The 20,040-nt window shown below is 41.5% G+C and carries 21 protein-coding genes; 19 read left to right on the forward strand and 2 right to left on the reverse strand.

The window, feature by feature from the left end; all coding sequences use genetic code 11:
- Positions 1-167 precede the first annotated feature (167 nt).
- Together L2716_RS00660 and L2716_RS00665 are read left to right on the forward strand one after the other, a co-directional pair.
- A complete protein-coding gene (locus L2716_RS00660; protein ID WP_268963913.1) occupies positions 168-2,288 on the forward strand; it encodes a HelD family protein in 2,121 nt (706 codons plus the stop codon).
- Between the two features lie 68 nt (positions 2,289-2,356).
- Positions 2,357-2,536 (forward strand): hypothetical protein, encoded by a 180-nt coding sequence (locus L2716_RS00665; protein WP_236330523.1) that lies wholly within the window; start codon positions 2,357-2,359, stop codon positions 2,534-2,536.
- A gap of 40 nt (positions 2,537-2,576) precedes the next feature.
- Here the strand turns inward: L2716_RS00665 and L2716_RS00670 are convergent, their stop codons facing one another.
- Positions 2,577-3,221 (reverse strand): SDR family oxidoreductase, encoded by a 645-nt coding sequence (locus L2716_RS00670; RefSeq protein WP_236330525.1) that lies wholly within the window; start codon positions 3,219-3,221, stop codon positions 2,577-2,579.
- Between the two features lie 270 nt (positions 3,222-3,491).
- Here L2716_RS00670 and L2716_RS00675 point away from each other — a divergent pair, with 270 nt between their 5' ends.
- The 16 genes from L2716_RS00675 (at position 3,492) to paaX (ending at position 18,011) form a co-directional block, all read left to right on the forward strand.
- Positions 3,492-4,229, forward strand: coding sequence for an MBL fold metallo-hydrolase (locus L2716_RS00675; RefSeq protein ID WP_236330529.1), 738 nt, complete (start codon positions 3,492-3,494; stop codon positions 4,227-4,229).
- Positions 4,230-4,248: 19 nt separating this feature from the next.
- Positions 4,249-5,244 (forward strand): lipoate--protein ligase, encoded by a 996-nt coding sequence (gene lplA, locus L2716_RS00680; RefSeq protein WP_236330532.1) that lies wholly within the window; start codon positions 4,249-4,251, stop codon positions 5,242-5,244.
- A 210-nt stretch (positions 5,245-5,454) separates the two neighbouring features.
- Complete coding sequence (locus L2716_RS00685; RefSeq protein WP_236330534.1) at positions 5,455-5,814, forward strand: hypothetical protein; 360 nt, start codon at positions 5,455-5,457, stop codon at positions 5,812-5,814.
- A gap of 324 nt (positions 5,815-6,138) precedes the next feature.
- Positions 6,139-7,452 carry a phenylacetate--CoA ligase PaaK gene (gene paaK, locus L2716_RS00690; RefSeq protein ID WP_408005315.1) on the forward strand — a complete coding sequence of 438 codons (1,314 nt, stop codon included), beginning with the start codon at positions 6,139-6,141 and terminating at the stop codon, positions 7,450-7,452.
- An 84-nt stretch (positions 7,453-7,536) separates the two neighbouring features.
- Positions 7,537-8,505, forward strand: coding sequence for a 1,2-phenylacetyl-CoA epoxidase subunit PaaA (gene paaA / locus L2716_RS00695; protein WP_236330540.1), 969 nt, complete (start codon positions 7,537-7,539; stop codon positions 8,503-8,505).
- A 20-nt stretch (positions 8,506-8,525) separates the two neighbouring features.
- Entirely contained in the window at positions 8,526-8,882 is a 357-nt protein-coding gene (gene paaB / locus L2716_RS00700) for a 1,2-phenylacetyl-CoA epoxidase subunit PaaB (protein WP_236330544.1), read from the forward strand.
- On the forward strand, positions 8,882-9,667 hold the full coding sequence (gene paaC / locus L2716_RS00705) for a 1,2-phenylacetyl-CoA epoxidase subunit PaaC (protein WP_236330546.1): 786 nt from the start codon (positions 8,882-8,884) through the stop codon (positions 9,665-9,667). Before paaB ends, paaC begins: the two co-directional genes overlap by 1 nt.
- Before the next feature lie 57 nt (positions 9,668-9,724).
- Positions 9,725-10,234, forward strand: coding sequence for a 1,2-phenylacetyl-CoA epoxidase subunit PaaD (paaD, locus tag L2716_RS00710; RefSeq protein WP_236330550.1), 510 nt, complete (start codon positions 9,725-9,727; stop codon positions 10,232-10,234).
- A 19-nt stretch (positions 10,235-10,253) separates the two neighbouring features.
- Positions 10,254-10,562, forward strand: coding sequence for an EthD family reductase (locus tag L2716_RS00715; protein ID WP_236330553.1), 309 nt, complete (start codon positions 10,254-10,256; stop codon positions 10,560-10,562).
- A complete protein-coding gene (locus L2716_RS00720) occupies positions 10,555-11,331 on the forward strand; it encodes an enoyl-CoA hydratase/isomerase family protein (protein ID WP_236330556.1) in 777 nt (258 codons plus the stop codon). The genes L2716_RS00715 and L2716_RS00720 overlap by 8 nt, the downstream gene beginning before the upstream one ends.
- A gap of 12 nt (positions 11,332-11,343) precedes the next feature.
- A complete protein-coding gene (locus L2716_RS00725) occupies positions 11,344-12,117 on the forward strand; it encodes an enoyl-CoA hydratase-related protein (RefSeq protein ID WP_236330559.1) in 774 nt (257 codons plus the stop codon).
- Positions 12,118-12,350: 233 nt separating this feature from the next.
- Complete coding sequence (locus L2716_RS00730) at positions 12,351-13,868, forward strand: aldehyde dehydrogenase family protein (protein ID WP_236330562.1); 1,518 nt, start codon at positions 12,351-12,353, stop codon at positions 13,866-13,868.
- 264 nt (positions 13,869-14,132) lie between these two features.
- Positions 14,133-15,005, forward strand: coding sequence for a 3-hydroxyacyl-CoA dehydrogenase (locus L2716_RS00735; RefSeq protein ID WP_236330565.1), 873 nt, complete (start codon positions 14,133-14,135; stop codon positions 15,003-15,005).
- The gene (locus L2716_RS00740) at positions 14,998-16,203 is read left to right on the forward strand and encodes an acetyl-CoA C-acyltransferase (RefSeq protein ID WP_236330567.1); all 1,206 of its coding nucleotides are present in this window, start codon (positions 14,998-15,000) and stop codon (positions 16,201-16,203) included. The genes L2716_RS00735 and L2716_RS00740 overlap by 8 nt, the downstream gene beginning before the upstream one ends.
- 20 nt (positions 16,204-16,223) lie before the next feature.
- Positions 16,224-17,000, forward strand: a complete 777-nt coding sequence (locus tag L2716_RS00745) for an enoyl-CoA hydratase-related protein (RefSeq protein WP_236330571.1) — start codon at positions 16,224-16,226, stop codon at positions 16,998-17,000.
- A gap of 141 nt (positions 17,001-17,141) precedes the next feature.
- Positions 17,142-18,011 (forward strand): phenylacetic acid degradation operon negative regulatory protein PaaX, encoded by an 870-nt coding sequence (paaX, locus tag L2716_RS00750; protein ID WP_236330574.1) that lies wholly within the window; start codon positions 17,142-17,144, stop codon positions 18,009-18,011.
- A gap of 337 nt (positions 18,012-18,348) precedes the next feature.
- Here paaX and L2716_RS00755 read toward each other — a convergent pair whose 3' ends face one another.
- Positions 18,349-18,882: a gamma carbonic anhydrase family protein gene (locus tag L2716_RS00755; RefSeq protein ID WP_236330577.1), complete on the reverse strand. Its 534-nt coding sequence runs from the start codon at positions 18,880-18,882 to the stop codon at positions 18,349-18,351.
- A gap of 113 nt (positions 18,883-18,995) precedes the next feature.
- On the opposite strand from L2716_RS00755, the gene L2716_RS00760 reads away from it, so the two are divergent.
- Positions 18,996-19,943, forward strand: a complete 948-nt coding sequence (locus L2716_RS00760; RefSeq protein WP_236330580.1) for an NAD(P)H-dependent flavin oxidoreductase — start codon at positions 18,996-18,998, stop codon at positions 19,941-19,943.
- Positions 19,944-20,040 lie beyond the last annotated feature (97 nt).

The raw sequence follows: 20,040 nt of genomic DNA on the forward strand, positions 1-20,040 counted from the left end.
TGTTTGACGAAAGGGGCTTACCTGAAAAGGTACGCCTCTTTTTTTAGTCACACATATTGTTTACCAGCATATTTCCTATTTTGAGTATTGTGATTCTTCCCATTCTTTGGTAGAATCTTTACTCTGTCTGTTTTTTCAGATAAATAAATAAGAGGGGGTAACTGATCTTGAGTAAAGAGAATCAAAGTGCCTTTGAAGTAGAGAAGCAGCAACTCAATAAAATTGCTGCAGAAATAAGCGATCAGTTAGATCGGTTAGGTAAAATCCCACGATACTTCGGTGATGACATTACTGAGCAAGCGATAGATGATCGTCGCGAACAAATGAAGAAGAATTTACAGATTGCTGAGTCTGAACCTTATTTCGGACGACTCGATTTTCAAGAAGACGGGAAGAAGGGGCCTGATGAGCTCTACATCGGAAAGGTCGGTGTATCGAAGGACGCATCAAATGAATTAATGGTAATTGACTGGCGTGCTCCTGTAGCAAGTCTTTTTTATTCGTTTAACGGTGGTGAGGAGGACATCCATTATGATTCACCTGAGGGCTTAGTGGAAGGAGACATTCATCTGAAACGGAATGTCGTCATTCGGAAGGCAAAGTTACAACGGGTCGTTGACTCCTATGTAAAAGGTAGTGATGAATCAGGTGGAACAGATGAGTTTTTACTTTACCGACTTGGGGATAAGAAAGATAATCGCTTAAGAGATATCGTTTCTACGATTCAAGCAGAGCAAAATCATATCATACGAGCGGAGAAGAATAAGCCACTCATCATTCAAGGGGTTGCTGGCTCTGGGAAAACGACTGTCGCATTGCACCGGCTAGCTTTTCTTCTTTATCATTACAGAGATTATATGAGTGCAAATCAAATGGTGATTTTCGCCCCGAACAGAATGTTTTTAGATTATATATCAAACGTTTTACCTGAGCTTGGTGTAGGAGGCATTCAACAAACAACCTTTCCTGAATGGGCACATGAAATTTTTGGTAGGAAGTTTCGAGTGAGAGATGATACAGCTGATTTAAGCGAGTATTTTTCAACTCACTTACAATTTAAGAACCGTACGAATGCAGGTAAGATCAAAGGGGCTTTAACGTTCAAGTCCATGATTGATGAAGCCTTTTCCTTATATGAACAGAACCTCATTCCAGCTGAAGACTTTGTTTTATGGGATGGTTGTAAAATAGACCGGAAGCGAATAGAGCAGTGGAATGAGGAACAACGTCACTTTCCAACGAAAATACGTCGAACTAAAATACAAAAGAGATTGAAAGCTTGGATCAAGGAGCAAGTTGAAAATCAATTGCCTCATGAGAGAAAAGAACGAAAGAAGACAGCTGACAATAAGCTAAGAGCATTTATGAAAGCTTGGCCAGATTATGACGCTTTCTCTTTCTACAAAGAATTATTTAAGAAATCACATGTTCAAGCATTTGCCCAACCTGTGCAACACGATCTCCCAGAAGAAATAATTGAAGAAACGAGGAAACGCTTGAATAAGAAAGAGGTTACTGCTGAAGATTTACCAGCAATGCTGTGGATACATCAAAAACTGGTAGGAAAGGATAAACAGTTTACTTATCAGCACGTCGTAATAGATGAAGCACAGGACTTTTCGCCCTTCCATATTGAAGTGTTAAAGTCCAATACGATGGAAGATTCCTTTACGATATTAGGGGATATATCACAAGGAATCCACTCTTATAAAGGGATTGATCGCTGGCAAGAATTCATCGATGTATTTGAAGGAAAGAATAGTCAGTACGTAGAGTTGAAAAGAAGCTACCGGTCCACATATGAAATCATTGAATATGCAAATCGAATTTTAGAAAATATGAAACATACGGGCGGGCTAGCCAAACCGGTGTTCCGAAGTGGAGAACCCGTAAAAGAAATTCAATTGGGTCCCGATGAACGGATTGAAAAAGTCACTTCAATTGTAAAGCAGATGAAAGATACTGAGATTGATAGTATCGCACTAGTCGGAAGAACGGCGAAGGATTGTGAGAAACTTTATCACAGTTTGGTTGCTCTAGGTGAAGATGAATGGAAGCTAATTACAGCAGACCAATCTGAATACAAAGGCGGCATTTCGATCATTCCAGTTTATTTGACGAAAGGTCTTGAATTCGATGCGGTTATAATGATTGACGCTGATCGTCACAACTACCAGCATAATGATCGAGACGCTAAGCTTATGTATGTCGGATGTACGAGAGCCCTTCACCAACTCTGGATATTACACGAAGAAGAAATTACTCCACTAGTTGGAATTAAAAATTAAGGTCCAGATACGTCTATGTTTTATATTAAGTCAGAGGGGAAATACCTTTTGAAAAGGAGGTATTATCAATGGCAACTGATAAGAAAGATAAGAAGAAAAGGGAAGAGCCAGATCATACACTTCATGAGGACGAAACGGTTGATCCGATACCTGTTGAAGATCAAAAGCAGGAAGTAAGGGAAGAGAAGCAAAAGGATAAAACGAAGGATGATTCATCAAGTGAAAAGAAATATAGGAAAGATGAATAAATAAAAGCGGCCCCAAATGGGCCGCTTTCTTATTTGGAATTTATACTGACTTCAGTGCCGTTGTGATGTCTTGATCACCGGATAGGATTTCAAATGTTTTACGAGATGTATTTTTGTAATTCAAACATTCCGACATCACTTTCGCTACATCTTCACGTGGAATGCTTCCATTATAATCACCGAGTTTTTCAGCAAGTTGAATACGTCCGTTACCTGCATCATTAGATAATGCACCTGGGCGTACGATCGTGTAGTCCAACGTACTTTCGCGTAACGCCTTATCTGCTTTACCCTTTGACTCGAAATAATGCTTCATATCACCTGAACCATATTCAGGATTATCTGCCCCAACAGTACTGAGCATAATAAATCGTTTAACGCCATGCTTTTCCGCGCTTTTAATAAGATTGATTGCGCCTTGTTCATCAACACTAACAGTTTTCTCTGGTCCTGTTTTAGACCCAGAACCTGCAGCGAAGATGACCGCGTCACAACCTTCCACTGCATGATCAAGCTCACCTTCAAGATCAGCGAGCACAGTTTCTTTCGTACCGAGTTGTTCTAGCTCTGCTGATTGAGTGATATCCCTGATCATAGCAACAGGTTCATGTTGACCACTTTCACTCAAAATTTGTATTATATTGCGACCTGTGCCGCCATTTGCTCCTGCAATAAGTACTTTCATGAATTATTCAAGCTCCTTTCAAGCAAACATAATTATTATGTACCACAATATCGGATATCATAAACGAGTTCAAATAAGAAACAGCGGTATACTATAAAAAACTTGATGAAACCAAGCTTGCGAAGGTTGAATCTTAGTTACGCTTATACTGAATGCGTAAACTTTTCCCCAACGTCGAAATCGCGCCAAAGTGAAAAGTTTATAAACCTTTAAGTAGAACTAAAGACTGATGTCCTATACAATAGGAATAAAATGAGAAGGGTGATTTGCGTGAAAGTGACCGTTGTAGGCTGCTGGGGTGGTTTCCCTAAGAAATTAGAAGCGACATCTGGGTATTTAATTCAAGAAGATGGTTTTAACCTATTAGTGGATTGTGGAAGTGGTGTGCTTTCACAGCTACAATCATACATAGAGGTCGAGGATTTGGATGCAGTCATTTTGTCTCATTATCATCATGATCACATTGCAGATATTGGTCCGTTACAGTTTGCAAGACTCGTGAAGTCGCATACGGGTTCAACTATGCCAGAACTACCCATCTATGCGCACCGGTTCAATGAGACTGAATTCAAGAAATTATCGTATAAAGGTTTTACAATAGGTGAAGAGTACAATCCTGCCGTTCCTATTACCGTTGGTCCTTTTAAAATTTCATTTTTACAGACGAGGCATCCTGTGCCATGCTATGCGATGCGGATAGAGGGGAAAGATCAAACGGTCGTATATTCGGCAGATACAAGCTTCCAAGAGGAATTTATTGATTTTTTCCATGGCGCAGATTTATTACTCATGGAATCTAACTTGTATAAAGGAATGGATGGTGCAAGTATCGGTCACACAACAAGTGAAGAGGCGGGGATCCTGGCGAAGGAGTCCAGTGTCGGCCATCTTGTTTTGACTCATTTACCTCATTTCGGTGACTTGCAACAACTTGTTGATGAAGCTAAAGAACAATTTGATGGACCAGTTACCTTAGCAACAAGTGGGTTTGTCTGGTCTGGTGAGTAAATTATAAAGGAGGATACGAATGTTACTATTTATTGATAATGATCATATAACAGATCCAAGAATTAATTTAGCAATTGAGGAGTATGCACTTAAGCATCTAGATATAAATGATACGTACTTGCTTTTCTATATTAACGAACCTTCCATAATCATAGGGAAGAACCAGAATACGGTTGAAGAGATTAATTCAGATTATGTGAGAGAACATGGACTACATGTTGTCCGCAGACTTTCAGGTGGAGGTGCGGTCTACCATGATCTAGGTAATCTCAACTTCAGCTTTATAACGAAGGATGATGGAAACAGCTTTCATGACTTCAAGAAATTCACGGATCCGGTAATCAAGGCTCTACACAAACTTGGTGTGCCAGCAGAATTAAGTGGACGGAACGATATCCTTGTTAACGGAAAGAAAATTTCAGGTAATGCTCAGTTTTCAACGAAAGGTAGAATGTTCAGTCATGGTACGCTCATGTTTGATTCTGAAATTGAAAACGTCGTCTCCGCGCTTAATGTGAATATGGATAAAATAAAGTCTAAAGGCATTAAGTCCATTAGAAGTCGAGTAACGAATATTCGTGAACACTTAGACGAAGATATGACAGCTGAAGATTTCAGAGGAACATTGTTGAAGTATTTATTTGAAGAACAAGAGGAAATTCCACATTACTCACTGACAGATGAGGATTGGAAAGCTATTCATAAAATTTCTGAAGAACGGTACCAAAACTGGGATTGGAATTACGGAAAATCACCTAAATTCAACGTGAAGCATTCGCACCGATTTGAAGGCGCTGGCCAATTGGATGTACGACTGGATGTTGAGAAGAACATCATCCAGCACTGTAAAATTTATGGCGATTTCTTTGGTGTCGGGGATGTGGAAGACGTAGAAAAGAGACTTGTTGGCGTACGTTACGACCGAGAAGAAATCTCCAAAGCCATTGGTGATTTAGAGATCGGACACTACCTAGGAAAAATAACACGCGAACAATTCTTAGATCTCTTACATTAAATTCTAAAGAAACGACCACTGAATAGTGGTCGTTTTTTTTTGTAAGTTGACCTTTCAACAACCTCGGAACCATACAAATGCATGATTATCTAGAAAAATTGGGTTTTATCTAGAAAAATGAAAAACGCACTGTACGCACTTAAATAAATGAGGCACATCCATCCACTAGGTGAATATCATGGTTATTGTGAAAGAAAGGAGTGGATGATGTTGTCAGATAACAAAAGACCACCAAAAGACGTGAGGCATGGTTCGTCTTCCAAAGAGAAAGAAATGTATGATATGTGTAAATCCTATAAAATGTACCACGTGCTAATAGAGACAAAAGATGGGGAGCAATTTGATGCAATTGTAATGGATGTCAAGAAAGATCAGGTTGAATTACTTGTACCCGAAATGATGGAACCTGAGTCATATAGTCGGATAGGAGAGCCAAACGAACGACAACCACGATACCGAAGATTTGGAGGACTGTTGCTACCCTTAGCAGGAATAGCAGCGTTGTCACTCATCCCATACTATCGACCGTATCCATATTACGGATATCCGTACCCATATCCTTACTACTAATACTCCCTCATTGCAGGGAGATTTTTTTAGTTCAAATAATGAATGGTGCTAGTAAACGGTTCCTGGATTAGAGAACTGTCAGGTGTACTTAGGAAATTCAGTACTTTCATACTATAAAGAAAATGCCCCACCAAGGAGCAGAGGGGACACTGAAATTCTCAACTTTGTTGATAAAAATTTGAATATGATATAGGTAAGGTGTCTGACACTTCAATAATTGACAAGAAAGCGCTTTCCTTATAAGCTTTTTGTATATCAGTTTTGTGTGAGTTCGATTTTTTTTCGTTATATAAGGGAGGCGATGGTTTGATATACAATGTCGAAATGGAAACGATGGAAATCAGTCAAAAAGAGCAGTTACAGTTAGAACGTTTAAAGAAGACAGCAGAAACGGTTTATGAGAGGGTTCCTTTTTACAAAAAGAAGTTTGAAGATTCAAACATTACACCCGATAAAATCAGAAAAATTGAGGACTTGAGAAAGTTGCCCTTCACTGTAAAACAAGACTTACGTGATCATTATCCGTTCGGGTTATTTGCGGTAGATCAGAAGGAAGTTGTTCGATTACATGCATCTTCTGGCACGAGTGGTAAACCAACCGTCGTCGGTTATACGAAAAATGACATTAACCTATTCAGTGAGGTTGTGGCGAGATCGATTGCAGCAGCCGGAGGTATTCCAGGTAACGTCCTTCACAATGCTTACGGATATGGTCTTTTTACAGGTGGGCTAGGGTTGCACTATGGATCAGAGCAGCTTGGTATGGCAACAGTACCCGTCTCCGGAGGCAATACATCAAGGCAAATTCTTCTCATCGAAGACTTCAAACCACAAGTCATTTGTGGAACGCCTTCCTACATTTTAAATATTGCTGAAACGATGGAGAAAATGGGGAAGGACCCAAGAAAAACAAGCTTGAAGTACGGTATTTTCGGTGCAGAACCATGGTCTGAGGAAATGCGACAAACTTTAGAGGAAAAGCTCGACATTAAAGCTGTGGATATATATGGGCTGAGCGAGATCATCGGACCAGGCGTTTCAATTGAATGTCATGAAGCACAAGACGGACTACATATTGCAGACGATCATTTCTATGTTGAAGTAATCGATCCCGACACACTCCAACCAGTAGCAGATGGTGAGTATGGGGAACTTGTATTCACAAGCTTGACGAAAGAAGCATTCCCGATTATTCGATACCGAACGGGAGATATCGCGGCAATAAACCGAGAAACGTGTACATGCGGAAGAACTTCTGTCCGGATGACGAGAGTGAAGGGCCGTATAGATGACATGCTCATTATTCGTGGGGTGAACGTGTTCCCATCTGAAATTGAGAACTGCTTATTACAATTAGAAGAAATCGTGCCTCACTATCAAATACAACTTAAGAAGAATGGAACAATGGATCAGGTAGTATTACAAGTCGAAGTGAGCGACGCCACATACAATCACTGTCTGAAAGACATGAATCATGTAAGCCTCGATGAGCTGAAAGCTAAGATCCAACAAACGATCAAGTCTAACTGTCTCGTTTCCATTGAAATTGACATAAAAGAACCGAATTCCGTTCCACGCTCAGAAGGAAAAGCAGTTCGTGTAGTCGACCTTAGAAAAGAAGAAGTGCTTCAGAAGTAACACTTTTGCAAAAATGATTGAAATTATTATAACGATAATCTATAATGACGTTAAATAAACGTAACATTCGGAAGGTGATAATAGATGACTATCGAAACCTCGTTCGATCAGTTGACAGAAGAAGAAAAATACGAGCACTTTCTAGCCCGAATTGATGCGGGTGAGAAGATTGAACCAAATGATTGGATGCCAGATGATTATCGTCAATCGTTAATTCGTTTGATTTCAATGCACGGGATCAGCGAAATTATGGGAGCGCTTCCAGAAAAGGAATGGGTACCGAAGGCACCAACTTTACACCGCAAACTAGCGATTATGGCAAAGGTTCAAGATGAAATGGGTCATGGACAGTTACTCCTACGTGTGGCTGAAGACTTAATGGAACCGCTAGGCATGAACCGAGAAGATATCATGCAGAATTTGTTTTCAGGGAAACTGAAGTTCCACAATGTGTTTCATATGAAAGCGCCTACATGGGGAGACGCTGGAATTATCGCATGGCTCGTTGACGGAGCAGCAATCATCTCACAAAGTATGATGCTGAACTCATCATATGGCCCTTACGCAAGAGCGTTAAAGCGGATCTGTGCTGAAGAGGTCTTCCACGCACAGCACGGCGAAAGTATCATCATGGCACTTGCAGAAGGCACACCTGAACAACGAGAGCTTTTACAAGATTCGTTAAACCGCTGGTGGACAGCACTGCTCATGTTCTTCGGACCTAAGAGTAAGGAAAACGCATCTACTTCTCACGTCGACAAGAATATGCGTTATAAAATACGTGAAAAGACGAACGAAGAACTCCGTCAAGAATTCTTTACGAAATATGTACCTAGAATTTGGTCTCTAGGATTGACGATTCCAGATGAAACCATTCATTTCGATGAAGAGCAAGGCCTATGGGTTTACCAAGATCCTGATTGGAACGAATTCAAGGAAATTGTTACTGGAAACGGACCTCAGTCAAAAGAAAGACTTGCGCTTCGTCAAACATCTTACGAAAACAATCGCTGGGTACGTGAAGCATTGAACCCAACAGCGAAGGTAATCTAGTCAGAGGAGGAGGGATTCCATTGAGTGAGAAAGAGAAAGACGGTTTCTACAGCGTCTATGAGATTTTTAGCAAGAAAACAGACAAAAGCCCACTACAGCATCAATTCAGTCTGTTGGCACCAAATGAAGAAATGGCACTCATCATGGCTAGAGAAAACTTCTTCCGCCGTGAGACGGTAGCAGATATTTGGGTCGTTAAGCGTGACGATGTCCGTGCGATGACACAAGAAGAAAAGGAAATGCTAAAGCGGTTGGAAAACAAAGATTATCGTGAAACTAAAGGTTACGGTTACTTAAAGAAAAAGTGGCGTAAATACCAACAAGAGCAATTTACAGAACAAAATTTGCTTAGTAGCAGCAAGGGAGGAGACAAGTAATGGCAAAAGACAAAGCACTAGTCGAGCTTCTCTATACACTTGCTGACGACGACTTTATCCTCGCGTATCGCGGTTCTGAGTGGCTCGGATTAGCCCCTCACATTGAAGAAGATGTTGCTTATTCATCCATTAATCAAGACATGATGGGTCATGCAGCGAAGTATTACCAAATTCTCGAAGAATTAGGAGAAGGCGACGCAGACGAACTATCGCACCTTCGCTCACCAGACAAATTCAGAAACGCAGTTCTTCTTGAAGAGAAGAACGGTGAAGGGACATACTTGGAGCAGCCTAATTATGATTGGGCATTCGCGGTCGTTCGTAACTATTTTTATTCGATCCATAAAAAGGTTCGCTTAGAATCTTTAAGAAAATCAAACTATGAACCTCTCAGTGATGCAGCGAAAAAAATCAGCATCGAACTCCAATATCACTTAATGCACTGGGAAACATGGTTCAAGCAATTGATGATGAGTAGTGATGAGGCTAAGCGTCGTATGGGAGAAGCTGTTGAGCATTGCTGGAATGAAATGGACGGTATCATATCTCTAGGGCCATTCGCAGATGAAATGGTTGAAAAAGGTTACGTTGCAAGTGAAGCGAGCATGCGTGAGAAATGGCTAGATCATATGAAAAAGACATTCGAACAAATTGGAGCTGAACTTCCAGGTGAACTAGGCATGACAAAAGGAAACGGTCGCCAAGGTGAACATACAGAAGACTTGACGCAAGCATTGAAAACACTTTCTGAGGTGTACGAGACAAACCCAGCTGCGGGTTGGTAGAAAACGACGACATTTGACCCGATTTATAAGATTATGAGTTTGAGAGGAGGAATAACGATGACCGGAATCGAATCGAAACAATTGGTAGATTCAGTTTATCAAGTGCTCCAACATGTTACAGACCCTGAAATTGATTCTGTCAGTATCATCGACCTTGGCATGATTGAGCATGTTGAAATGTCGGGATCTGCTGCAACCGTCTCCGTTTTACCTACATTTACAGGTTGCCCTGCACTAGACATTATTCAGCGAGATATTGTTAACGCTGTCATTGAGGTCGACGGAGTAGAAGAGGTGGAAGTGATTTTTCCATCTAAACCGATATGGACGACTGACCGTATTACAGATCAGGGGAAAGAGCAATTGAAGGAATTCGGAATATCGCCTCCTCCGGCAAACCATACACCAGGAGAACCGTGGGAAATACCTTGTCCATACTGTGGGTCGCTTTACACGACAATGGAAAACTTGTTTGGGCCTACAGCATGTCGCTGTATTCTCTATTGCAGAAGCTGCAAAAATCCATTTGAGGCTATGAAGCCAGTCGCAAATATAGGCGACGAATAAGAGAAAGGGTGTTTATATAATGGTAAAATTGATCGCACTTTATAAGAATCCAGAAAACAAAGAGGAATTCGACGAGCATTACTTCAATACGCATTCTCCAATCACAGCTGAGATACCCGGACTACGAAAAATGGAAGTGACAAAGATTGTCGGCTCACCAATGGGAGCAAGTGACTACCACCTTCTATGTGAAATGTACTATGACGATCACGATGCACTAAAAGCAGCGATGAAGACAGATGAAGCAAAGGCTTCTGGAAAGGACCTCATGGGATTTGCAGGTGATTTAGTAACACTAATGATCGGTGAGGAAGTCGAAGGTGAGTAACACAACGACTATTAAAACGTGGGTTGAGGATCATGTCGGTGTTATTCAACTGAACCGTCCAAAAGTTTTGAATGCGCTTAACCGCCAAATGGTTTCAGAAATACTTGAAACGATGGAAGCTTGGGATCGAGATGACGATGTTGCAGCAATGATTGTAACGGGCAACTCTAAAGTGTTTGCAGCTGGTGCTGATATCGCCGAAATGGCAGAAGACGATTCAATTTCACTTGAATTGCTGAATCAGTTTACCGAATGGGACCGACTAGCTTGGGTGAAGAAGCCAATCATTGCAGCTGTTAATGGATACTGTCTTGGTGGCGCATTCGAATTAGCGTTAAGCTGTGATTTGATGGTTGCCGCTGAAAATGCACAGTTCGGCTTTCCAGAAATCAATCTTGGCGTCATGCCTGGAGCAGGTGGAACGGTCCGACTGACAAAATTGATGGGTCGAGCAAAAGCACTCGAATGGCTGTGGACTGGTGATTACATGACTGCAGAATTCGCTAAGGAAAATGGCGTCGTCAACCGAACAGTTGCACCAGAGCTTGTATTTGAAGAAGCGATGAAATTGGCACGGAAAATTGCGAATCAAGCACCACTATCGGTTCGCATGATAAAAGAGGCTGTCAATAAGTCGGTCGATCATTCTATATATGACGCGATGCAATTTGAACGAAAGAATTTCTACATGCTGTTCTCTTCAGAGGATCAGAAGGAAGGCATGCGCGCTTTCGTGGAAAAACGTAACCCACAATTTAAAGGAAAGTAAGGAGCGGTTTAGATGTTTGAAACAATCGAATACAGTACAGAAAACAATGTTGCTTGGCTTCGACTGAACCGCCCGGATAAATTTAATGCATTCACCGAACAGATGAACTTTGAAATCACAAAAGCATTAAAAGAGGCAGAAAGAGACCAAGATGTCCGCTGTCTTGTAATAACGGGGAATGGTAAGGCGTTTTGTTCTGGAGAAGATTTGGCGGGGGTCAAAGAGGATACGGATCACGCGGAAATTTTACGAAAAAGATATAACCCGATGGTTGAAAAGCTAGCAAGCTTTGAGAAACCGGTCGTTGCAGCGGTAAATGGAGTTGCAGCTGGAGCAGGAATGAGTCTCGCGCTCGCTTGTGATTTTCGGTTAATGTCGGAAAAAGCAAGCTTCATAGAGGCATTCATTAATGTAGGACTTGTACCAGATTCAGGGAACTTGTTCTATTTACCTAGATTAGTAGGTCATGCGAAGGCACTTGAACTCGCAGTCATGGGGGACAAGGTTTCAGCTGAAGAAGCGAAAGACCTTGGACTGGCGAACAAAGTAATTCCATTAGATAGCTGGGACGAAGAGGTTTCTGCATTTGCAGAAAATCTAGCAAACAAACCAACGAAAGCAATCGGATTGATTAAACGCTACTTGCGTAAGAGCTGGGATGCCGACTTGAGTGAAATGCTTGAGAATGAAGCATACGCACAAAGAACAGCAGGCATGACAGAAGACCATGCAGAAGGCGTAAAAGCATTCATCGAAAAACGAAAGCCCGAATTCAAAGGGAAGTAACTTCTTAAACAAGACTATTTGTACAAAACATTAACTATAGCAAAATTGATTTAGCGTAAATTCACGACACTCCAGCGGGATCAGTGAGCCAGGTTTTTAATGGATCTTCGACTAATTACCACCACGTCCTGTGGTGAACGTCGAAGCCAGCACATCCTGTGCAAGTGCTGAAAGGGAGTGAATTTCGCAGAATTCTTATCCTAACTAATTTTACTTGAAGGAGTGACTGAACAATGAGTACAACTAAGGAACAGCAACAATCAACGACTGAAATGAAACGTGAAGCTTACAAAATGATGATCAACGGACAACAGGTAGACAGCGTATCAGGCGACACTTTTACAACGTATAATCCTGCAACAGGTGAAGTACTTGCAAAGGTTGCAAAAGCTGGTACTGAAGATGTTGACAAAGCGGTGGAAGCAGCACGCAACGCTTTCGAAAAAGGAAAATGGCCAAAGTATCCTGTTGGAAAACGTGCACGCGTAATGAACAAAATTGCATCAATCATGAGAAGCCGTTTCAATGAACTAGTAGAGCTTGAAGTACTGAATAGTGGTAAATCATTGTCAGCTGCTCAAGGGCAAGTGATGCAAGCGGTTGAAAACTTCGAATTTTATGCTGGAGCAATCGTTGGACACCGCGGACATGTGAACAACATGCCTGGGCCTTTCACAAACACAGAAACGAAAGAACCGCTAGGTGTTTGTGCGCAAATCATTCCATGGAACTATCCATTGATGATGGCTTCTTGGAAAGTAGCACCTGCAATTGCAGCAGGTAACTCAATCGTTTTGAAGCCAGCAAGCTTGACGCCACTTACGGCAATTATTTTAACAGAAATTTGTCATGAAGCAGGCGTTCCTGAAGGTGTCGTAAACATCGTAACAGGACCTGGATCAACAGTTGGTAATCACCTAGTCGAACATCCTGATGTCGATAAGGTTGCATTTACTGGTGAAACAGGAACGGGTAAAGATATCATGGCAAAAGCATCTGAAACTTTGAAACGTGTAACACTTGAGCTTGGAGGAAAGTCACCTAACATCGTATTTGAAGATGCAAATATGGATGCAGCAGTAGACGGATCTCTATTCGGAATTTTCTACAACACAGGTCAATCTTGTGAAGCACGCTCACGCTTGTTCGTTCACGAAAGCATGTATGACGAGTTCATGGAGAAGTTCGTAGCGAAAACAAAGAAATTAGTTCTAGGTAACCCAATGGACCAAGGTACTCATATCGGTTCAATCATTAGTGAGAGCCAAGTTGAAGTGATTGACGGATATGTAAAAGAAGCTGAAAAGCAAGGAGCGAAAGTTCTAGCTGGAGGCGGACGTGCAAAAGTTGAAGGCTACGAGAATGGTCACTGGTACCTACCGACAGTTATCGCTGATGTAACGAACGACATGAAAATTGCGCAAGAAGAAATCTTCGGACCAGTTGTCGTTGTCATGAAGTATAGCGATGAGAAAGAAGTATTGAAGCTTGCGAACGATACTGTGTTCGGTCTAGCAGCAGCAATCTGGACGACGGATCATGCGCGTGCAAACCGTGTTGCAGCTAAGTTAAAGGCAGGAACAGTTATGGTCAACTCACCATTCTCGGCATTCCCTGGAACGCCATTTGGTGGATATAAGCAATCTGGATTCGGAAGAGAGCTTTGTATTGAAACACTTGACTTATATACAGAAACAAAAAGTGTCATCTCCTATGTTGGAGGCAAGCCGTTAAATCCATTCGGAATTTAACGATAAGTGCGTGTTCAAAATGAAGGGAAAATTGAGCGCACCAACGCCAATTCACCGGACTTTTTGAACATCCTCTATAAGTTGACAAGTAGGCGAGCACCTTATCAGGCTGCTCGCCTTCAATTTTATAGCTCGAATCCTTTTATCGTGCAAAGTCGGAGATTTATCGATCAAAACTCTGATTTTATCGTGCAAAACTAAAGATTTATCGATCAAAACTAAAGATTTATCGATCATATGTTCATTTGAGGGAGTGGAAAGAGCATGATTAAGAATATTACTGTCATTGGTTCAGGCGTCATGGGTAGAGGAATCGCTTACGTCTCAGCTGTAGGTGGCTATCAAACGACGTTAGTGGATATATCCGAGCAAGCGCTCGCTAGTGCAAAAACCGAAATCAATGCCATTTTTGAAAAAGGTGTCCAGCGTGACAAGATTTCTCAAGAAGATGCAAACGCTGGCATGGAGAGAATGCGCTATTCATCAAGTCTTGAAGAAACTGCTGCTCATTCAGATATGATTATTGAAGCCGTACCTGAAAATATCAACATCAAAAAGAATGTGTTCGAAACCATCGATCAGCATGCCCCTGACCATTGTTACTTTGCGACGAATACTTCAACAATGAGCCCAACGGAAATTGCGGCATTCACGAATCGTCCTGGAAAAGTAATTGCCATGCATTTCTTTAACCCAGTACATAAAATGCCGCTTATTGAAATCATTAAAGGTTTAGATACTTCTGAAGATACAGTGAAGATTGCCAATGAAGTCGCTTCAAAAATGGGGAAAGAAACGGTTACAGTCAATGAGTTCCCTGGTTTTGTCACGAGCAGAATCAGTGCACTCGTCGGTAATGAAGCCTTTTACATGCTACAAGAGGGTGTCGGATCTGCTGAGGAAATTGATAAGGCGATTAAGCTCGGACTCAACTATCCGATGGGACCATTTGAGCTTGGAGACCTCGTTGGACTTGATACACGATTGAACAATTTGACTTACCTACATGAGACACTTGGTGAAAAATATCGTCCGTGTCCACTGCTTGTTAAATATGTAAAAGCAGGACGAATTGGCCGCAAGTCAGGCATGGGCGTATACGATTACACTGATCAAGGAGGAAGCAACAATGCGTGAAGTCGTTATCGTTGATGCTGTCAGAACACCGATCGGACGTTATAAAGGTGCACTAAAAAACATCCGACCAGATGATCTTGGAAGTATCGTCATCAAAGCATTATTAGACCGAAATCCTGATCTTCCGAAAGAGCAAATTGAAGAAGTTATTTTTGGTAATGCAAACGGAGCTGGAGAAGAAAACCGAAACGTCGCACGAATGTCAGCTCTACTCGCTGACCTTCCTGTAGAAGTTGGTGGTACGACAATTAACCGTCTATGCGGATCAGGTTTAGATGCAGTATCATACGCAGCTCGTGCTGTCATGGCTGATGAAGGGGATATTTTTATCGCAGGTGGAACGGAAAGCATGACCCGCGCACCATTCGTGATGGCGAAACCTGATAAAGAATTTCCGCGAGGCAATATGGAGATGTTTGATACGACGATCGGTTGGCGCTTTGTGAACCCAGCTTTAAAAGAGAAATTCGGAACAGACAGTATGCCTGAGACGGCTGAAAATGTTGCAAAAGATTACGGGATTTCACGTGAGGATCAAGATCAGTTTGCCTACGATAGTCAGATGAAAGCAAAACGCGCTATGGAAGAAGGGCGTCTAAAGGACGAAATCGTACCCGTCACATACAAGGACCGGAAAGGTAATGAGATCGTTGTAGATACAGACGAGCATCCCCGTCCGACGAGCTCTTTAGAGAAGCTTTCTTCATTAAAGCCGCTCTTTAAAGATGGTACGATAACTGCAGGTAATGCATCTGGAATTAATGACGGTGCTTCGGCACTCCTGATTATGAGCAAAGAAAAAGCGGATGAATTAGGGTTAAAACCGATGGCAAAATACGTAACTTCAGCTACTGCTGGTTTAGAGCCAAGAGTTATGGGACTTGGTCCAATCCATGCATCCCGAAAAGCATTAAAACGTGCAGGTCTTTCTTCAAGTGATCTGGGACTCGTTGAACTAAACGAAGCTTTTGCTTCTCAATCCCTCGAGTGCATCCGTCAGCTTGAACTTGATCCATCTCGTGTCAACATGAATGGTGGAGCGATTGCTTATGGTCATCCACTTGGCGCAAGTGGCGCACGGATTTTAACGACACTATTACATGAAATGCGCAAGCAAAAAACACAATACGGACTTGCAACGATGTGTATCGGAGTCGGACAAGGAATTGCTGCAATCGTCGAAGGCTACAACGATTAATCAACCTAGGAGGAATAGCTATGTCATCCATTTTATATGAAGTGAAAAATTACATCGCATACGTTACATTAAACCGTCCAGAAGTTTTGAATTGCTTTAACTTTGATACGTTGAAGCATTTAGGTGAGGTAGTTGAAGAAATTCATCATAACCCAGAAGCACGTGTTGTAATTTTTACAGGTGCAGGTGAAAAAGCGTTTAGTGCTGGCGCAGACTTGAAAGAACGAAAAACGCTGACTGAAAATGAAGTACGCCGTAATGTGACTAAAATCAGAGACGTATTTACAGCTGTTGATAAATTACCTCAACCTACGATTGCCGTTATGAACGGGTATGCGTTCGGTGGCGGATTTGAGCTTGCACTTGCTTGTGATTTCCGCATTGCAGTTGAAGATACAAAAATGGGATTAACTGAACTTGGTTGGGCGATCATTCCTGGTGCTGGTGGAACGCAACGACTACCACGTCTAATCGGACAAGCAAAAGCGATGGAGCTCATTATGACAGCGAAAAAAGTTTCTTCTGAAGAAGCGCTTCGATACGGAATCGTTAACGAAGTCGTATCTTCTGACAAATTGATTGAAACAGCAGAGCAATGGGCAGAAAGAATGTTAAGTAATGGTCCAATTGCTTTGAAGCAAGCTAAGTATGCGATTAAACAAGGAATGAATGTCGATTTAGAGACAGGATTGAACTTAGAAGCGAAGGCATACGAGGTGACAATCCCAACGAAAGATAGAGTTGAAGCACTTGTTGCGTTTGGTGAAAAGCGTCCACCAGAATTTAAAGGAGAATAAGGGGTCAAGTTGGTCATCCTTTTCGCCGTTAAACAGTTAAAGATTGAGAGGGTCCATGATATTTAGTATCATATAGAGATAATTTGAGATTGAATCGGAAAAGGGATGAGCAAGATGCAAAACAGTTTGAACACGCGATCAATGATTTTTACATTATACGGTGATTATATTCGTCACTATGGCAATGACATTTGGATTGGAAGCTTGATTAGATTGCTCAAAGAGTTCGGTCATAATGAACAATCTGTTCGAGCGGCAATTTCGAGAATGAACAAACAAGGTTGGGTCATTGCTGAGCGTAAAGGAAACAAGAGCTATTACCGGTTAACTGAACAAGGGGTTTTAAGGATTGAAGAAGCCGCAAAGAGAATCTTTAAACTCCAACCGGAAACTTGGGACGGCGAATGGAGAATGTTCACATATACGATCCCTGAAGAACAACGCCATATTCGCGATGAGCTAAGGAAAGAACTTGTTTGGAGCGGATTCGGGTTACTATCTAACAGCTTTTGGATTTCACCGAATAAACAGGAAAAACAAATTAGAAAAATGATTGAAAAATATGAGATAGAAGATTATGTACATTTCTTCGTTTCCGAGTATAAAGGGCCACACAAAAGCGAAAAGCTCGTTGAGGAATGCTGGGATTTGAATGAAATCAATGAGCGTTATGAAGATTTTATTAAAACGTATAGTCAAAAGTATGTCATGGATAAGAACAAGATTGAAAAAGGCGAAATGACCGATGGAGAGTGTTTCGTAGAACGAACGAAGCTTGTTCATGAATATAGAAAGTTCTTGTTCGTTGATCCAGGATTACCAGAACAACTCTTACCGAAAAAGTGGTTAGGAGACTATGCCGCAAGCCTATTCAGTGATTACTATAAGGCACTCGCTCAACCAGCAAGTCGATTCTTTGAGGATGTATTCAGCGAAGGTAACGAAGTGAAGAACAAAGATAAGAAATACGATGCATTGAATCATCCATTGATCATTGAGAGTAATAAGTAAATCAGAAAAAAGGGGCTGAATAACAGCCCCTTTTCTTTGAAACGATTTGGTTGAGTCAAGTTTTCTTTATACTTGATTGGATAACTTTTCATCGAGAAGAGATGTCGACGTGGTTGAAAAGTGCAGGATACAAGTATAAGTGCACAAGCTGGTTGCTCCGTGAGAATTAGCATCGCACGAAGAAAAAGTTTGCTTTTTCGAGGAACTAGGGTTCAACCTGCGCTTAGCGCTTGGCTGAAGCTAAGTTTGCTTTACACTTGATCTATATCACTTTTCAGCTAGTTGTAAATCGACGTTGGTGAAAAGTGTAGGAAACAAGTATAAGTGCAACTAGGGTTCAATCAGCGCTTGCGCTTGATTTCACCAAGTTTGCTTTAAATTCTTTTCCTTTTTGTTCGTACGTATCGATTGTTAATTGGATGAGTTCTAAGTCTTCATCTGTTAATTCTCTAATTACTTTTCCAGGTGAGCCCATAACCATCGTTCGTGGCGGAATTTTTTTACCTGGAGGAATAAGCGTGTTTGCGCCAATAAAGGCAGACTCACCAATTTCAGCTCCGTCAAGTACTGTTGCCCCCATACCAATTAATGCACCTTTTCGAATTGTGCATCCATGAAGGATGACGTTATGCCCGATGGATACCTCATCTTCTAGTATGAGGGGATACTCTTCGTATAAGTGACACGTAGAATTATCTTGGATGTTACAGCGCTCACCGATGATGATCGGTGCTTCGTCCCCACGGACAACTGTGTTAAACCAGACACTGGAATTTTTGCCGATTGTGACGTCACCGATAATATGTACGCCTGGAGCGATAAAGACGGAATCATCGACCTTCGGAATTTTACCGTTATACGGATAAAGCATAGAATACCTCCTTGAAAACGTTTACTAAAGTATAACATATGACGGAATCGCAACACTTCTCAAGATAATTGAACATCTTGAAACAAAGGTTCAGGTAGAAAGGAGTATGTATCATGAATCAAGTCACAAAAGCATTAAACATTAAATATCCAATTATTCAGGGGGGAATGGGGAATGTATCCAACGCCCCCCTAACAGCAGCTATATCTGAAGCAGGAGGATTAGGTACACTTGGTATCGGTACAATGCTGCCTGATGAAATCGAGACATTGATTAAAGACACGAAAGCGCTGACGGATCAGCCTTTCGCGATCAACATCCCACTCAGTGTTTCACCTGCAGTTAAGGAAACGGCAATGCTCATTTTTGAACATAAAATTCCTGTCGTTGTTTTATCTGCGGGCAACCCAGCGCCTTTTATCCCAAAATTCAAAGAAAAAGGTGTCACCGTTATTTGTGTAGTAGCTTCAGTCAAGCATGCTATGAAAGCTGAACAAGCGGGAGCCGACCTTATCGTTACGGAAGGGTATGAAGCAGCAGGGATTAATGCAACTGAAGAATCGACAACGATGACTTTAGTGCCTCAAGTCGTTCGTGCCGTCAATATTCCTGTTATCGCTGCAGGTGGCATAGGTGATGGAAAAGGACTAGCTGCAGTGATGGCCCTCGGTGCATCAGGCGTCCAAATGGGGACAAGATTTATTGCTACTCAAGAGGGTGCATTCCATGAAAATTACAAGTATAAGCTGATCGAAGCTACGGATACAGACACGATGATTGTCGGTCGTACATACGGAAAAATCCGTAGATTACTCAAAACTCCATATGCACAGGAGCTATTAAAGGATGAAGTGGAAGGTGCTGACCTACAAACCTTTGCAAATAAAACGACAGAGGACTATCACAGAATAGGTGCAGTAGAGGGAGACTTTGAGCGAGGCTTTATTAACTCTGGTCAAATTGCTGGATTAATTAAGGATATCCCTACTGTAGAAGAACTGCTCAATAGAATGATGAAGGAGGCGAAACAGTCGCTTACTTTGATAGAACGAAATTTGTAAAAAGAATTTCACTTTAGTGCTTAAAAGCTTTGGTGCGAAAAAATTTCCTCTTGTTTCTTAGAAGCTTTTTTGTTACAACTAATTATTAATACAGTCA

The sequence above is a fragment of the Pseudalkalibacillus berkeleyi genome (assembly GCF_021608225.1).
Classification (GTDB): Bacteria; Bacillota; Bacilli; order Bacillales; family Fictibacillaceae; genus Pseudalkalibacillus; species Pseudalkalibacillus berkeleyi.

Coding starts and splice junctions, on each gene's coding strand:
- L2716_RS00665 (WP_236330523.1), top strand. CDS start 2,357: ATGGCAACTGATAAGAAAGATAAGAAGAAAAGGGAAGAGCCAGATCAT.
- L2716_RS00670 (WP_236330525.1), bottom strand. CDS start 3,221: ATGAAAGTACTTATTGCAGGAGCAAATGGCGGCACAGGTCGCAATATA.
- lplA (WP_236330532.1), top strand. CDS start 4,249: ATGTTACTATTTATTGATAATGATCATATAACAGATCCAAGAATTAAT.
- paaK (WP_408005315.1), top strand. CDS start 6,139: ATGGAAACGATGGAAATCAGTCAAAAAGAGCAGTTACAGTTAGAACGT.
- paaA (WP_236330540.1), top strand. CDS start 7,537: ATGACTATCGAAACCTCGTTCGATCAGTTGACAGAAGAAGAAAAATAC.
- paaC (WP_236330546.1), top strand. CDS start 8,882: ATGGCAAAAGACAAAGCACTAGTCGAGCTTCTCTATACACTTGCTGAC.
- paaD (WP_236330550.1), top strand. CDS start 9,725: ATGACCGGAATCGAATCGAAACAATTGGTAGATTCAGTTTATCAAGTG.
- L2716_RS00715 (WP_236330553.1), top strand. CDS start 10,254: ATGGTAAAATTGATCGCACTTTATAAGAATCCAGAAAACAAAGAGGAA.
- L2716_RS00725 (WP_236330559.1), top strand. CDS start 11,344: ATGTTTGAAACAATCGAATACAGTACAGAAAACAATGTTGCTTGGCTT.
- L2716_RS00730 (WP_236330562.1), top strand. CDS start 12,351: ATGAGTACAACTAAGGAACAGCAACAATCAACGACTGAAATGAAACGT.
- L2716_RS00735 (WP_236330565.1), top strand. CDS start 14,133: ATGATTAAGAATATTACTGTCATTGGTTCAGGCGTCATGGGTAGAGGA.
- L2716_RS00740 (WP_236330567.1), top strand. CDS start 14,998: ATGCGTGAAGTCGTTATCGTTGATGCTGTCAGAACACCGATCGGACGT.
- L2716_RS00745 (WP_236330571.1), top strand. CDS start 16,224: ATGTCATCCATTTTATATGAAGTGAAAAATTACATCGCATACGTTACA.
- paaX (WP_236330574.1), top strand. CDS start 17,142: ATGATTTTTACATTATACGGTGATTATATTCGTCACTATGGCAATGAC.
- L2716_RS00755 (WP_236330577.1), bottom strand. CDS start 18,882: ATGCTTTATCCGTATAACGGTAAAATTCCGAAGGTCGATGATTCCGTC.
- L2716_RS00760 (WP_236330580.1), top strand. CDS start 18,996: ATGAATCAAGTCACAAAAGCATTAAACATTAAATATCCAATTATTCAG.